This window comes from Chitinophaga pinensis DSM 2588 (assembly GCF_000024005.1).
Lineage (GTDB): Bacteria > Bacteroidota > Bacteroidia > Chitinophagales > Chitinophagaceae > Chitinophaga > Chitinophaga pinensis.
On the sequence record NC_013132.1, the window covers coordinates 6,384,933 to 6,400,714 of the forward strand.

General features: G+C 42.9%; 10 protein-coding genes and 1 tRNA gene. 5 read left to right on the forward strand and 6 right to left on the reverse strand.

Annotation, left to right across the window (positions count from 1 at the left end):
- Window positions 1–290 precede the first annotated feature (290 nt).
- From CPIN_RS37445 to CPIN_RS25385, 4 genes are all read left to right on the forward strand, one after another.
- Window positions 291–3,470: an Ig-like domain-containing protein gene (locus CPIN_RS37445; RefSeq protein ID WP_012792716.1), complete on the forward strand. Its 3,180-nt coding sequence runs from the start codon at window positions 291–293 to the stop codon at window positions 3,468–3,470.
- Window positions 3,471–3,769: 299 nt separating this feature from the next.
- On the forward strand, window positions 3,770–7,168 hold the full coding sequence (locus tag CPIN_RS37015; protein ID WP_012792717.1) for a carbohydrate-binding protein: 3,399 nt from the start codon (window positions 3,770–3,772) through the stop codon (window positions 7,166–7,168).
- Window positions 7,169–7,279: 111 nt separating this feature from the next.
- A tRNA-Lys gene (locus CPIN_RS25380) sits at window positions 7,280–7,352 on the forward strand.
- A gap of 235 nt (window positions 7,353–7,587) precedes the next feature.
- Complete coding sequence (locus tag CPIN_RS25385; RefSeq protein ID WP_012792718.1) at window positions 7,588–8,076, forward strand: SUKH-4 family immunity protein; 489 nt, start codon at window positions 7,588–7,590, stop codon at window positions 8,074–8,076.
- 208 nt (window positions 8,077–8,284) lie between these two features.
- Here the strand turns inward: CPIN_RS25385 and def are convergent, their stop codons facing one another.
- On the reverse strand, window positions 8,285–8,902 hold the full coding sequence (gene def, locus CPIN_RS25390) for a peptide deformylase (RefSeq protein WP_245552033.1): 618 nt from the start codon (window positions 8,900–8,902) through the stop codon (window positions 8,285–8,287).
- A 56-nt stretch (window positions 8,903–8,958) separates the two neighbouring features.
- Between def and CPIN_RS25395 the strand changes: the two genes are divergently transcribed.
- The gene (locus tag CPIN_RS25395) at window positions 8,959–9,786 is read left to right on the forward strand and encodes a helix-turn-helix domain-containing protein (RefSeq protein ID WP_012792720.1); all 828 of its coding nucleotides are present in this window, start codon (window positions 8,959–8,961) and stop codon (window positions 9,784–9,786) included.
- 263 nt (window positions 9,787–10,049) lie between these two features.
- Here the strand turns inward: CPIN_RS25395 and CPIN_RS25400 are convergent, their stop codons facing one another.
- From CPIN_RS25400 to CPIN_RS25420, 5 genes are all read right to left on the reverse strand, one after another.
- Window positions 10,050–10,850, reverse strand: coding sequence for a DUF5694 domain-containing protein (locus CPIN_RS25400; protein WP_012792721.1), 801 nt, complete (start codon window positions 10,848–10,850; stop codon window positions 10,050–10,052).
- A 649-nt stretch (window positions 10,851–11,499) separates the two neighbouring features.
- Window positions 11,500–12,408 carry an alpha/beta fold hydrolase gene (locus CPIN_RS25405; protein WP_012792722.1) on the reverse strand — a complete coding sequence of 303 codons (909 nt, stop codon included), beginning with the start codon at window positions 12,406–12,408 and terminating at the stop codon, window positions 11,500–11,502.
- A gap of 593 nt (window positions 12,409–13,001) precedes the next feature.
- Window positions 13,002–13,871, reverse strand: coding sequence for a hypothetical protein (locus CPIN_RS25410; RefSeq protein ID WP_012792724.1), 870 nt, complete (start codon window positions 13,869–13,871; stop codon window positions 13,002–13,004).
- Window positions 13,872–13,913: 42 nt separating this feature from the next.
- Window positions 13,914–14,471: a hypothetical protein gene (locus CPIN_RS25415; RefSeq protein WP_012792725.1), complete on the reverse strand. Its 558-nt coding sequence runs from the start codon at window positions 14,469–14,471 to the stop codon at window positions 13,914–13,916.
- Window positions 14,472–14,793: 322 nt separating this feature from the next.
- Window positions 14,794–15,750, reverse strand: a complete 957-nt coding sequence (locus CPIN_RS25420; protein ID WP_012792726.1) for an SMI1/KNR4 family protein — start codon at window positions 15,748–15,750, stop codon at window positions 14,794–14,796.
- Window positions 15,751–15,782 lie beyond the last annotated feature (32 nt).

Here is a 15,782-nt window from a genome sequence, read left to right on the forward strand (position 1 = left end):
CGTGCGATTTCTATCGCGCGTTTTTTATTTATATACAACTGGTTTTATATCAATATCCAGGCTGCTGTAACTCCGGCTATTACACGACTGCTGCGGTATTGCGGCTAACCTGTAACTACTGCTGTTTTCACCCAAAAGGATTACTTATTCTGCCTTAAAATGCTTAAATTTGTATAGCAGATAGCGGCTTTTTAAGCCCTGTACATCTACCCTCCTCCATGTTATGAAAAGTGTTATCCTGTACCTAAAAATTTTAGATACCACGTTCACGTTACCTTAAAATTGACCAAATGAAGAACCCGGTTTACCCAAACAAAAAGGTGAAAAAGAGTCCATGGCTTGCAACTGTGCTCTGTCTTTCACTCTTACCAGTTTCCACGTATGCCCAGCGAACCCTCGTCTGGGAAGAAAGTTTTACCAGTCCAACCCTTAATGCGCAAACCTGGACCTATGAGACAGGTGATGGTTGTGCCAAGGGCAATTGTGGCTGGGGCAATGCGGAGTTGGAATACTACACCAACCGCACAGAAAATGTCAGAATTGAAAACGGTCACCTGGTGATCGAAGCGCGGCGGGAAGATATGGGCGGTAAGCCTTTTACTTCCGGTCGTATCAAAACAGCCGGCAGGGTTACTTTCCGCTACGGCTCACTGGAAGCACGCATCAAAGTACCGAAGGTCGGGAACGGTTTATGGCCTGCTTTCTGGTTGCTGGGCGCCACAGGTGGCACCTGGCCGCACAACGGTGAAGTAGACATCCTCGAAATGGGTTTTGCGGGCGCTATTGCAGCCGGCAGACCAAACAACACGGTGAGTGCAGCTACTCACTGGTGGACGGAAAATCCGGGTGGCTATACCGGTCATGCCACCTATGCAAAAGATACCGTTGCTACAGGCGTTGACCTGGGCGACGATTATCACCTCTACAAACTGGAATGGGATCCGCAATTCCTGACTATTTTCCTGGATAATAGTCCGTATTACAAAATTGCGATCAACGGCGGAAACGGCTTTGAAGCCTTTCATAATCCGTTTTACATCCTGCTGAACCTTGCTGTCGGCGGTAATTATCCTGGTATTCATTCTGCAGCAGGGATTACTGCGCCCTTACCCGGACGGATGGAGGTTGATTACATCAGGCTTTATCAGGATCCCCGGCAGGGAGAAGAACTGATACTGGCGAGCAACAATGCACCGGAGGGCAATTATGGTATTTTCACTGACAATACCACTGTCAGCGACAGAGTTGCTTTTGGTCAGGGCGCTAACCTGTATCTCTGGAACAACATCACCAACATCACCTCTCCTACCCCTTCACCGTTTGAGGGTAGCAATGTATGGGCTTTTCATGCCAATGCCGGCGCCTGGTATGGTCTGGGTGTGGCGAATGACATGAAAAATATGAGTAACTATTCGGGCGGTAGTCTGAAGTTCCATATGAAGACCAGTTCCACCGCTACCTTCAAAGTAGGTATTGCTTCGGATGGCGCGGAAGGCTGGATCACGTTTAACGGCAGTAATGAGCATGGTCTTGTCAGAGACGGACAATGGCATGAAGTCACGATTCCGGTGAGTGAATTCGGTGCGCTGGATCTGATGCAGGTCACACAGTTGTTTATGTTCTCCGGTGATGCACCGGCGGCGGCAGCTGATTTCTATTTTGACAATATCTATTACACCGGCGGTGTATCTGCGAATCCGGCGCCGAAGGTCGCCATTACCAATATTGCCAATGAGGCGGTGTATACCACACCTGCCGCTATTGCGATACAGACGAATGCCAGCGACCCGAATGGCAGCATCAGCAAGGTGGATTTCTATAATGGCGCCTATTATCTGGGCACCACAACCACCGCTCCTTTCAATTACACCTGGAATACCTCCACACAGGGTATCTACAAGCTGATTGCCAAAGCGACTGACAATCAAAATAAAATGACCACTTCGCAGCCGGTCACCGTACTGGTAGCGGCACCGGGTAATACCGCACCGCAGATCAATATTACTTCCCCTACTGCCAGTACGCCTTATCGCAAACCGGCCAAGGTGATGATCAATACCAATGTTACTGACAACGGCATTATCTACAAAGTGGAATTCTTCAACGGCAGTACCTTACTGGCGACACTGACGCAACCACCATTTAACTATACGTGGGAGAATGTGCCGCAGGGTACGTATACCATCACGGCGAAAGCGACAGATAATGGCAAGCTGAGTACGACTTCTGCCCCGGTGACGATCACGGTGCAGGACAACAAGATCCTTTCCAGCAAATATGGTATCTACAGCGAAGATGCTTCTATCACTGAGAAGATGACCTACGGACTGGACGCGAACCTGTATATCTGGAATAACCTGGCCACGATCAGTGGTGCGGCGCCTTATGAGGGGTCACAGGTAATAGCTGTTACGGCAGCAGCCGGCAACTGGTTTGGTTTAGGCGTGGCACATGATGTACGCGATCTGACGCATTTTGCCAATGGCTCATTGAAGTTCCACTTCAAAACATCTTACCAGGGTCAATTCCGTTTCAGTATTATTTCACAGAACGGTGAGCAGATGATCAACTATGCGGCCGGCGAACAGAAACTGGGATTACTCAGGGACGGACAATGGCATGAGGTGACCATTCCTGTGAGTTCGCTGACCAATGTCAACCTGACGACGATGTCGCAGGCATTTACTTTCTCCGGAGATGCACCGGCGGCAGCGGCGAGTTTCTATATAGACAACATCTATTACGTGACTTCAGATCCTCCGGTTACGCAGACCAACCTGGCATTGAACAAACCTACCCGTACGACTTCCAACGAGAATATTGCTATGGAAGGAAAGTATGCAGTGGATGGTAATATCAATACCCGCTGGTCCAGTGGCTTTGGCGATCCACAATCGATCCGGGTTGACCTGGGTGCTGATTATGATATCAACCGCGTGAAGATCACCTGGGAAACGGCAGCCGGCAAAGACTACATCATACAGGTTTCCAATGATACGATCAACTGGAGTCCGTTGCGTACGGTAACCAACAACAGTACATTGGTGAATGAGTTTACCGGTCTGACAGGCCACGGTCGTTATCTGCGGATCTATGGTACGGCGAGAACGACAGTGTATGGCTATTCCATTTTTGAGCTGGAAGCGTATGGTAGTCTGCGGACAGGAAGTTCCTTACTCGCCCGTACTGCACCTGCAACACAACAATCTGCAGTTACGGCCTGGAAAGCAACGTTGTATCCAAATCCGGTAGTCAATGACAGGGTACAGTTACTCAGTAGTGAGGCAGTGAAGCAAATCAGGGTGGTAGATCTCAACGGACGTACCTGGTCGACACAGCAATTGTCGCAGGAAGGCAAGGTATCGTCTACCTATGGTGTAGATGTAAGTCGTTTACCAGCAGGCGTTTATTTCATTCAGTTAAAGAACAACGCGCAGCAGACATTATTGCTGAAGTTTGTTAAACAATAAATATCAATCACTTAAATAGCCGGTACGTTTACCTGTCTCCGTTAGACATACGTAACCGGCTATTTTTTTTTATAGTATTTGAGCCCCAGTGCGTACTTGTATAAGTACAACATAAAAATAATATGAGTAATCACTAGGAGTATCCAATAATGTTTGTAAATTTCATCGTTAAAATTTTTTTGAAAACCTTATCCCGCTTTTTGATCAACGTCACTCCCTTTTTTTGGACTTAGCATCTACAGAAGAACAATTTTAAAAACCTGGGAAACCTAGTATTCAACAAAAAACCATTTAAGACAATGAAGAAAAACCTGCTGCTAACATTTCATAAGCGGTTCTTTACGGCCTGCTTTGGAATCGCCCTGCTCGCAGCGAGCACAGACCGTGCCTACAGCCAGGTGCCTACTGGCTTTACGCTGAAAAAACTAACCGACAATTCCATCGTTGAAGCTACTGCAATGGCACATTCTGCTGATGGCAGAATATTCATGGCTGAACGTGGAGGTAAGGTGAAAGTTTATCAGAATGGAACCGTATCTACCGTGTATACCGCTCAAACAGTAACCGATGCAGAACAAGGTTTACTGGGTATCACACTTCACCCTCAATTCACCAGTAATGGTCGTTGTTACATTTTCTACACCAATAGGGAAATGACACGTCATTACCTGGACATCTTGTTTATCAACCAGGCTAACGGTGTCGACTCTGTCAGAAGAGTAATGGAATTTGATCAGATCATCAACGGCGCGCACAATGGTGGCGCGTTGTTATTCCGCAGAAACCTGCTGTATGTAGCGATCGGCGAGAGCAATGAAGCGATCGAATCTCCGAAGCTGACGACTTACCGTGGTAAGATCCTTCGTCTGACAGAAGACGGACAACCAGCTCCGGGCAATCCTTATTATGACACCCCTAACGCCACCCGTCAGCAGAGAAGTATCTGGGCACGCGGTATGAGAAATCCGTGGAGGATGTCTCTGGACCCGGTGTCTCAAAGAATCTTTGTGGTGGATGTAGGCGGTGACTATGAAGAAATTAACGATGTTACCAATCCTGATCCTGCCAGAGGATATAACTATGGCTGGGACCAGAATCACAAAACAGGTTATCAGCCGGATACCACTACGACGATCCCTCCGGTTTATTTTTATGACCACAGTGAAGATAAAGGCGGATGTGCTATCACATCAGGTGTGTTCTTCAATCCTCCTGCTACCAACTATCCGCCACAGTATCTGAATAAGTTCTTCTTCTCAGACTGGTGTCGTGACTGGTACAGGTTTGTGGACATCAATGGTCTGAAGCCTTCTTCTCAGTTTACCGAGTTCTCAGCGAAGAACTTCACCAGGATCCTGGGTACCAGCGTTGGTATAGATGGTAACATTTATTACATCTCTTATGCGGGAGATGGTAGTCTGTATAGAATTGAATACAATAACAACCAGGCGCCATCTATCGTCAATCAACCTGAAAATAAAACCGTTACAGCGGGAGACGCGGTGTCTTTCTCCGTTACTGCTTCCGGTGGTACGCCATTATCTTTCCAGTGGCAGAAAAACGGCGTTAACATTGCCGGCGCTACTGCTGCTACCTACAGCATTGCACAGACCACACAGGCTGACTCAGGTCAGTACCGTTGTGTAGTGACCAATCCGATCAGCACCATCAACAGTAATTCTGCGAAGCTGACCGTATTGCCATTCAATGCAAGACCAGTTCCGAAGATCCTTACACCGGCAGCTACCCTGACCTGGAACGTAGGTACCATCGTTAACTATTCTGCAACAGCTACCGATGCTGAAGACGGTACCTTACCTGATTCCGCTTACACATGGGAGGCACGTTTCTATCATAAAGACACCCCTACCAGTGAGCACTGGCATCCTGGTCCGACCCTGACGAAAGGCGTAAAAACAGGCAGCTTCACTGCTGACAACCTTGGTGAGTCTTCTCCGAATATCTGGTTCAGACTGATGCTGACTGTAAAAGATTCTAACGGCCGTACCGGCGTAGACTCCGTTGACGTTTATCCAAACAAAGTACAGGTTACTGCTGCCAGCAATATTCCTGGTATCAGTCTGGTACTGGGTTCAAAAGAGGTAACACCGTTCACCAAAACAATGGTGGTAAACTCCCTGACTACACTGCAGGCAGTTACCCCACAGTTGCTCGGCGACACGACCTACGATTTCGTGTCATGGGCACATGGCGGCGATGCATTACAGTCCATCCGTGTACCAGCAAAAGATACCGTTTTCCGTGCTACCTATAAAGCAGGTGCTTCCCGTCAGAATCCATACCCTGACCCGGCCGTACCTTCCACTATCCCAGGTAAAATCGAGATCGAAAACTTCGACTATGGTGGCGAAGGCATTGCCTACCATGACGAAAGCGCTGCCAATCAGGGTAATCAATACCGTACCACTGAAGGCGTAGACCTCGAAAACTGCGCTGAAGGTGGTTTCAATATCGGTTATGTCAACAACGGTGAATGGCTGGAATATACGGCCAACGTAACCGTTACCGGTAAATATACCTTCTCGGCCCGCATCGCTAATCCGGGTACTGCCAAGACCCTCCACGTAGAAATGGATGGCGTTAACATCACCGGCACCGTAACAGTACCAACAACCGGTGGTTTCCAGGCATGGCAGACCGTTTCAACTACTACCACACAGTCACTGCCTGCCGGCATACATGTGTTCCGTATTGTACTGGAAGCAAATGACTTCAACGTTAACTACTTCACTTTCGATCTGGCAATCGGTAACGCACCAACCGTGAACATCACCGCTCCTGTGAATGGCGAAACCTTTGTCACCAATTCCGATATCCTCCTGAAAGCAAATGCTGCAGATTCAGACGGATCTATCAGAAAAGTGGAATTCTTCCAGGGTGCTACTAAAATCGGAGAAGATACAACTGCTCCTTACCAGTTCCTCTGGACAGGCGTTGCCACCGGCGCTTACAGCATCACTGCAAAAGCAACCGACAACACACAGATGACAGCTACCTCCACTCCTGTCGCCATCAACGTAACCGCTGCCGCTGTTGAAAAAACAGTACCAGGACATATCGAAGCAGAAAGCTTTGATGCCATGTCCGGCATCCAGACAGAAGGTTGCGGAGATACCGGCGGTGGTGAAAACATCGGCTGGGTAGATACCGGCGACTGGATGGATTATTTCGTTAACGTTACCGCAGCAGGTAGCTATAACGCATCCTTCCGCGTAGCCAGCGCACCAGGTGGTGGTCAGCTGCAGCTGCAGGCAGGCGCTAATATCCTGACTACTGTTGACGTACCAGCTACCGGCGGATGGCAGGCATGGACTACTATCACTAAAACAGTCTCCCTGACAGCAGGTAAACAGACATTACGTGTATATGCGTCACATGCAGACTTCAACCTGAACTGGATTGAATTCGCTGCTACGACACAAGCGGCAAGAACATCAGCCGTAGTAGAACAGAAACCTTCTATCAGAATGTATCCAAACCCGGTTGTGAATCTGCTGACAGTAGGTAACGTGAAAGGCGATGGTCTGTTCACTATTACCAATGTCGCTACCTCACAGACGATCATCATCAAGGCGACCAATGGTATACTTGACGTAAGCAACCTGACACCAGGTGTTTATGTACTTAAATTCACCAATAATGGAAAACCTGTAACGAAGAAATTCGTGAAGATGTAGGTTTGACAAGGGTTATAAGGGAAAAGCTGCCTCGTAAGGGGCAGCTTTTTTATTTTTTGTTTGGAGTTTATAAATATGTAATGTAATATTGCACCCCCGTTCAACGGGAATGATTCCGTAGCTCAGTTGGTAGAGCAATACACTTTTAATGTATGGGTCCTGGGTTCGAGTCCCAGCGGGATCACAGGATTTTAAGCGCTTCAAGTTCAAAGACTTGAAGCGTTTTTGTTTTTAACGACTTTATATAAATCATTATTTATCAATAGGTAAGCAGTTTGAGTCATTATTGGTGTGCTTTGATAATTCCACGATTACCTAGCCCAAGGACTCAAATCTTAATGGAACGTTTTTCTTTTCAATTGGTTTATGCCTTCACTAGGACTGCCAGCTGCGACTAAAAACTGGCTGAAAAAAATGGATTGCCTGCAACATCAGAAGAAATCGTATTAGGCATTCATTTCCCAGGCAGCTTGGAGGAACTTCAGTTTAATGGAAAGAGCTGCTGGCAAATCGGATACGAATGGGAGCCCGTCAGCATTATTGCTTTGGAAGAAGATTCCGGAGCTGTTTTTAACATCAATACTGCCAAAGGAACACCACGGGTATTTATCAATACTGACCTACAAGCTTTTTTGACTTTTCTGCAGTATTATAAACAATACCAGGAACGTAAATCAGAAGTCGAAACACCCATTGTTACCTACTCCCGTGATGAGATGCTAAAACGACTGCAGGAAATAAAGAATAGAACTATAATTCCACTGGCTCAAAAAAAGGAAAAATTTGATCGAAAAAGGGAGTTTAAAGCCATGAAGCAGTTCTTTAAACAAAATGACGCAGCGGCCATCCAAGACGAAAATAATTGGTGGAGCATGATATTGGAGCAGGTAGAAGATGACCTGCTTTAGGCGGGGTGATCTAACAGTCAATTACTTGAACTTAATTGCTTAATATCCCAAAAAAACCTCGAACCGAAGTAAGCTTATATCCGTAATTTCTGTTAATTCCTGTATAATCTGGTTCGAGTTTCCAATACTTGGAGTCACGAAAATAAAAAGCTTCAAGTTTAAAGACTTGGAGCTTTTTTTTGGGGGAATAGTTTATATCAACTGGCAGCTACTTAATTCTACGCATAGGATATTCACACGCATACCTACCTTTCTTTATTTGCGCCAATTTCTTAGTAAGCAACTTCATTTTCAATGATGACAGATAATCAAGATATAGCCGACCTTCAATGTGATCAAATTCATGTTGAATTATCCTTGCAGTTAACCCATTAAACGCTTTTGTATGTTTTTGGAAATTGCGATCATAATATTCTATTTTAACAGCATAGGGTCTGGAAACAATTGCGGCGACACCGGGTATGCTTAAACATCCCTCCAGGTCGTCACATTTCGCTTCTGAATACTCAGTTATCTCAGGATTTATAAATACTTCCCGTATTCCATTATCCCCCTCAAAGTGTACTTTTCGTTCTTCAGGATTCATGGTATTGAAGCTTGTTTCGCTGTCAATAATAAATATCCTTATGGGAAGATTTATTTGAGGCGTAGCTAATCCGCTGCCGTTTGCATTTTCGAGTGTATGCCACATATTTTCGATTAATTTGTCAAGTCCATCGTAATTTTTGTCTACAGGGCTGCATTGCTTTCTTAATATAGGAGACCCGTATGGAACGATTGGCATTATCATAACATCTTTTCGGTAAAATTCAGGAAATGCCTTCATGGCGCGTAGTAAATTTTAGACATTTTATCTAAGGCTGATTTAAGTAAATTCGTACAATGCCGATCGCTTTGTTCAATTATATTATACAAAATAGCAATGGATCCTCGTTTACCAGGGTTCCGGTAGATGCTGTAAAGGCGTTTATCGAATCATTTATATTATTACCATCGGATAAAATTACCGGTGAATGTCTGGCCTTTAATGATGGCATTCCAACTATTGCATTTTTGACTGGCGAGAATGACTTTATTGAAGTTACTGGTGAAGGTGGGTTATATCGCATTCAATCGGCGTGGCTAAGCTGCAGGGTGCTTGAAAACGTTAAAATTAAAGCTTCATGTAGTAAGGAGCCTGTACTGATAATACGTTTTAATCCAATAGCTTTTCATCGAATATTTAACCTTAATGCGAAGGCGCTATGCTATCAATATGCATGGGAGCTGGATCAATTAGGAGAAGACTTTAAAGCATTATGTCAAATCGTCTTAACAACAAAGTGCATTGAAGATAAAATTAGAAAAATAGAGCATTTTATGCTTGAACTTGACAGGAATACATGGCCTCGGAATTTTGTATTCGAAGAGGCTATATCATATATAATGAGAGAAAAGGGAAAAGTGTCAATACAGACAATGTTATCATCCCTGAAAGTGAATTATAAATGGCTGGAACGTAGTTTTTCAAACTACATAGGAATTTCCCCAAAAGAATTTGCCCGGCTCCAAAGATTTATAAACGCATATTCAGATCTTGTAACAAGCAAAGGAGAGGACCTGCTTATGATTGCTATTGATAATGGCTATTATGATCAGACTCATTTTACAAAAGAGTTTAAGAGGATAACTGGAAAATCTCCGATGGAGTATTTGAAAAGTGGTAATTAAAATTAGCTGAAATAGCTGCGACTTATTCTGATAGTTGCTAGAACTTAATTGCATTAATCCCCAGGCGTAATCCTCGAACTTTTTTCATACTATTTTAACTCATTGGTTCCAATTACTATTGAGTGTAGTTAATTCATCAATAATCTGGTTCGAGTTTCCGATACCTGGCGTCACGAAAGCCCGGCTTCGAATAGAGGTCGGGCTTTTGTTTTGTAGGAAGTGCCGGCTAGTTGCGCAACGAGCACAATGGTTGTTAGCCGCTGTTATTTCAATACGTTATTAAGTTCCACAACATCAAAGTCATCATTATTTTCTAAAAAATGCTTTAATATCGGAATGTGTCCCTGGCCAAAGATTAGAATAACATATTTTTCCGAAGGCTCAACCTGATTTATAATATTTGAATAAATAGCAAGGTTTCTTAAATACCAATCTGATACTGATTCTGCTCCTACAAAATTTTTACCTGCTCCAATTTTTGCCAAGAATTTTAGATACAGCGATAAATTTCTTTTTAACTGTTCAGGTTTATTCAAGTATTTTATGACATCGGTTAGTGTGCCGTTTTTCAATTTATTATCATAATCATTTAGCATTGCATTTGCCTTGGTGCTTAAATCTTTTAGCAAAAAAAGTTGGTTATTTTCTTTTGCGGTCGCAGCCATTAAGCTATCGTGTGACATTCCATAGAACTTGTCTATACAGTTTACCTGGTTCAATTCTAATTTTTTCGCTAACCTAAAGCCAATTTGTTCTCTTTCTGAAACTGTAAGTTTATAAAGACCTTTTAAATATAAATCATACAAGCTGTCGGTGGCATGTTGATTTCCAATCGGTCTTTCAATCATCACTTTAGTAGCTTTTGTTTGAGACAACACGTCAGTGAAGTCTTCTAATTCGCTTTGTCGCTTAGCACTAAGAAAATCGCCCACTTTTAATTCAAATTCATCTGTATGCGGGGTTTCAAAATGAATAGTTCCAATTAATAAAATTTTTGTTTTGTGCGTTTGTCCGAATACTGTAAGCCCGGAAGTTAAAGCAAAAATCAACGGTATTAATTTCATATATCTTATTGTGTCTTGGTTGTTACTTTTTTGTTTCAGGGGTATCAGAAGCCGTTAACTTAGTTATTCCAGCCCTAAAATGGCATCAATACAACTTTTAGTATCGCTTTCGGCTATACGGGGTAAGATAAAGAATATTTCATTTACAAATAATTAAGTTTAAGATATAATCACAATAATAAATACCATTGTCAATAGCAAAGCGACCACCTTCTTTTCAAAACACAAAATAAACCTCGAACTTTTGTAGTACTATTTTGACTAAAAAATATTACAGGCCACTTAATGATGGCAATAAATCAAAGATTTGGTTTCAAGTTCCTCATATCTGGAATCATGATAAACAAAAACGCTTCAAGTCATTGAACTTGAAGCGTTTTTGTTTATCGCGACTTTGTATAAATACTATTTGTCAATCAATAAGCAGTTCGAATCGTTCCAGTTTGTCATGACAATGCCATGATTACCTAACAAAAGAATTCAAATCTTAACTGCGCATTTTTACTCCTCCTTACATAATGCTGATATCCAAATTCAGACACAAAAATCTAACATGCAACAAAAATGTTGCCTTTGTTTGTTCGGTAGGGAAAGCCCTGCTGAATGATGTTTTCGATAAGGCGCTCCCGCAGGAGTCAGTGGATAGTTGCTACTGCAGGAAACGGGTGACTGCGCGTTTAAAGTCGGTGTTCTTTTCGTAATAGAGTAAGTGGCCTCCTTGGATGATATTAAGACGCTGGTTAGGGAAGCGGAAAGACCGGTAGTGGTCAGGGCCAATGTTATGGTCAGCCGCACCGGAAATGACTAGCACAGGAACATTAAGATCAGCGGTAGAAAGTCTGAAATCTGTGAAGTATTCCGGCATTGAGAGAGCCACACGCCCGAAATCGTAGTTTCTCGGGGCAGACCTGTCTATGCTGTCCAGCAGTGCTACATTACTGCTATTATCTGACAACATCTGAAAGCCTCTGCCTTTCTCACGAAGCGCAGTAATTGCAGCGACATAGGTGGGGACAATGGCGTTGGTATCAGCAGTGGTAAAACTGGTGCCCAAGATTTTGTTGATATAGCCGATCTGGTTAAGTAGGGAATGATTGATACTTAGGGTAGCATTCAACAGGATTAATCCCGCCACATGCGCAGGATATTTCCGGGCGTATTGATATGCGGGGATACCACCGAAGGAATGCGCAAGTAAGTATATCTTATCCGCGCCTGTTACCCGGCGAACATCCTCAATGTCTTCAACCATCCGGGCGAGACTATAATCTTTATTTGCCGGGGATGTGGATCGGCCAGACCCTCGCTGGTCATAATAATACATGGCGAGATTCTCTTCCAGCACATTTCCGCCTAAGGCTTCAAAAGATTTACTCCATGCACCCGGTCCTCCGTGCACAAAGATGCAGGGTTTTCCATGTCCACTAACCTTCAGAAATAACTTTACTCCATCGCTGGTCACAATAGTGGTGTCAGGCTTTGTTTTTAACTGGCTAAAAACCTGATTGGTGGTAAGTAAGAGAAATAGGAAGAGGGTGGCGATCTTTGACATGTTCATGATAAATTGATTTATCGCATGAATGAATGAAATATACTGAGAATGTCGCACCCTGAAATTAGTTGTCGTAAGGTCAATACACATAAATTTAATAATAGACGTTTAGATTAAAACGAATATAATTAAAATACTAAGCATTGATTGAATATCTATATAACATGATTACTTAACGGCTTAATGAAAAATGATCCTGGCACCCAATGCCGATATTATCCCTGCAAATGGATGTATCGTATTAATAATTGTCGGTCTAACAGTTTGATCTGGATGTGATTCTTTCGTCGAAGCATCTTTACAGGAGCGGCGAGTTACTTCTGCCAATTCTTTTAACATAGAAAGAGCGATTTCATCTTCCTCACAGAACACCTGCATCTTTACATCGGATTAGCACCATTGCATGACAATATTCTTCATCTACGATATTGTAAATGAACACGCGTGGATCGAATCTTCCCGTCAACATGCCGAAGATGCTGGCTACCGGAAGCTTACATCAGCATAGCTAAATCGCTAAATATTGGGTTCGGGTGTCTAATGCCCAGGTGGTATAAAAGGTCAGCTTCAAGTAGTCGGACTTTTTGTTTGTATCTTTATCACCGGATCATTAAAAGCTGCGACCACTCTATACCCAAAAGCCCTTTACGTTTTTCCATATTCAAAGTATCTCCTCTTTCGAAATGTGAATACTGCCGTTCTGTGGCAACTTTTCTAAAGACAGGACCATTAATTCTCCGTAGTAAAAAAGAACATTGTGGCTTACGGTTTTGTGGCGTCGTTTTGCCTGATATCAGAAATATTTCATTTCTAAGTTTAATCACTTTATACATCCAATTATCGCTATAATACGCACAACTCTTCTCTTCTACATCCTCCCAATGGGCAATCGTTGCAATGCTATCAGTATGGATAAGGTCGAAATAATAATTATCGCTATATCCTTCAGTATCGGATCCGGTAGTTGCTAAAGACTTGTTTATTAGAAAATATCTCTCAATTACAGGATGTGAAAAATCGAATGAATAATTTAATACAAGCAGAAACGGCAGCACATAACAAAACAACCCGGCCAAAAAAATCCCTTTATCCATTCTATGATTAGTCTCGCCGGCAAATAGATAGTAGTAAACAACCGCAGGCAGAAAAATACTGACTAAAACCGACAAAAACTTAGCTTCATATACGGAGAGCATATGGTATAGTACAAATCCATATAAGCAGGGAGTAAACAGGTCAAGAAAAAAAATAAGTATGTTATCTGGTGTAACCTTATTAAAATAAAGAAAAAGATGTCTTGTTACCGAAATACAGAACAGCAGTACTATGAGATATCCGAATCCAGGAGATAAAGGATCAGTACCTAACACATAGATACACAATATTATCCTTGCAACAGCAAGAATAATACTACTGAACCCGATTCCCCCAATTGGGGCGATAACCCTTGTCATCCTTCCGTTATTCATATTAGCTGCGGTTATTTAAGCGATTCTTTGAAGCAAACTGGCTTACCGGTTTCCTGCGCCTTCATACTCCTTTAAAAAATGATTACAAAGTGACAATATTTTATCAGGAGCCTCTTCCAGACCATGAATACAAAAGATAAATTCGTCATTTTTCGTTTTACCATCCACATGAAGGTACCATCTGGTTGCTGTATATGTGGCAGCCCCGCTCCCATCGGTAGGAGACACTATGTATTCTTTATCACGTGTCATCAATCTGAATCCTGTTATATCTCCCCATAGCAGACGTTTTTCAGATCCGGATCTGATCTTTTGCCAAAAAGCAAAGCTGCTATAAATACTTTTGCCTGGCGACAGTAGCAATTCTCTATCTGACATTATTATCGAGGCTTTTAAAGGAATGCGGGTAGCAAGAAAATTGACAAGAGAAGGAAGTAGAAAAACAATTATAATAATGCCATACACGACAGCATCATGCCTATGCCTTGCTGTAAACAATGCATACGAAAATAAGATAACCGGTATCACAACTACCAGCAGCCAGCCAAGGCTTGCCTCAATATTAGGATCTGTAGATCTTTTTATGATTATGGTGTCCATTGTAACAGTATTTTGGGGCTAAGGTGTCATTATGAGGGTCATATGCGCCTTATTCGAGGGTGATATACGAATTTGCGACACAACAGGGTGTTCTAAGTTACAACAAACTTTATTATCTCCACTCGTAAGCAATAAACATTCATAGAAAGCTGCAATTGCTTTCCATATGCCAGAGCTTGTTTTTTTCCCAATAATCCCATTTTCCTGGATACACCGTTGATAATCCTGGGCTATGTCCGAGCACCCGATATTCTTACCCGTTAAACGGAGATAGGATTTTACCAAGAGACCGGAAGAAGAAGATCAAATTGGGAGCAGACCCTTATTCATATTTCCTAACCTGCTCAAAGAACTGGTTTTTGTAGTCCTCGCTAAACTCAAAATTACCCGCTGTCTGTACTATTTGCTTATTACCAACTCTTTCATCAAACCAATCCTTGAAAAAATCCGCATACCCACCTGTTGAGATTTCGTTGTTTCCCATTGCTACCATTGGCAGGTATGCTTTTACAAAAGCTGCTTTTGACTTAATTTCCTTATTTAGCGTTAACAGGTAAAATTGAACATCGTAGGCCAGATAAGAAAGTGGATCACCGTGCAAAGCGAAGTACCCTTTTTCTTTACTCAGCTCAGTGAAAAGATTCCTTAAAACAGAATCGAAGTTAATTGCCGTCTCTTTCTTAAAGTATTGCTGTAGTGTATCTGAGAATCGGCCTGTTTTAAAAGATTCCAGTGTGTCAATCAGGTCTTGTGCAGAAGTATCGTATATATCTTCACTTACAAGCCCTCTGATGAAAGTCTCGAAGTCTTTAGCCAAAAAGGTTTTTTTATAATCCGATTCCTGGTCAACATGCACCACTTCGGGCTCCCCGTCTTTTCCGCATTTTGAGTAGTCCAGCATTACCATATCGTGTCCCGCAGATGGACAGTCACAAATATAGACGCCAGTGTCGGGATATCCCCAATCATCAATCATAAACTGACTGCCCAATTCCCCGCATAAGGAATATGGTTTTTCCCGCCCTATGCTCAGTATTGCTGTAATAGCAATATGGTCATCCGCCCAGGAAGTGTTTTCGCTGGTCGGGAAACAGGTGTTTTTAGGGATTCCGCCATTATGCAACTTCATTAATTCAATATATGAAGCAGGTAGTTTAAAACCCAGTTCTTCTTCGATATTCGCAATAAGCTCGTCGGAAGGTGCCTGGCCAACATATTCCTGCAACGCATATTCGCTATCTTCCCAGAAATTAGAAAGGTCAAAGTCTTTAAATATCATAATGCACTTTTTAGTTGCTGTATTATTTTGCG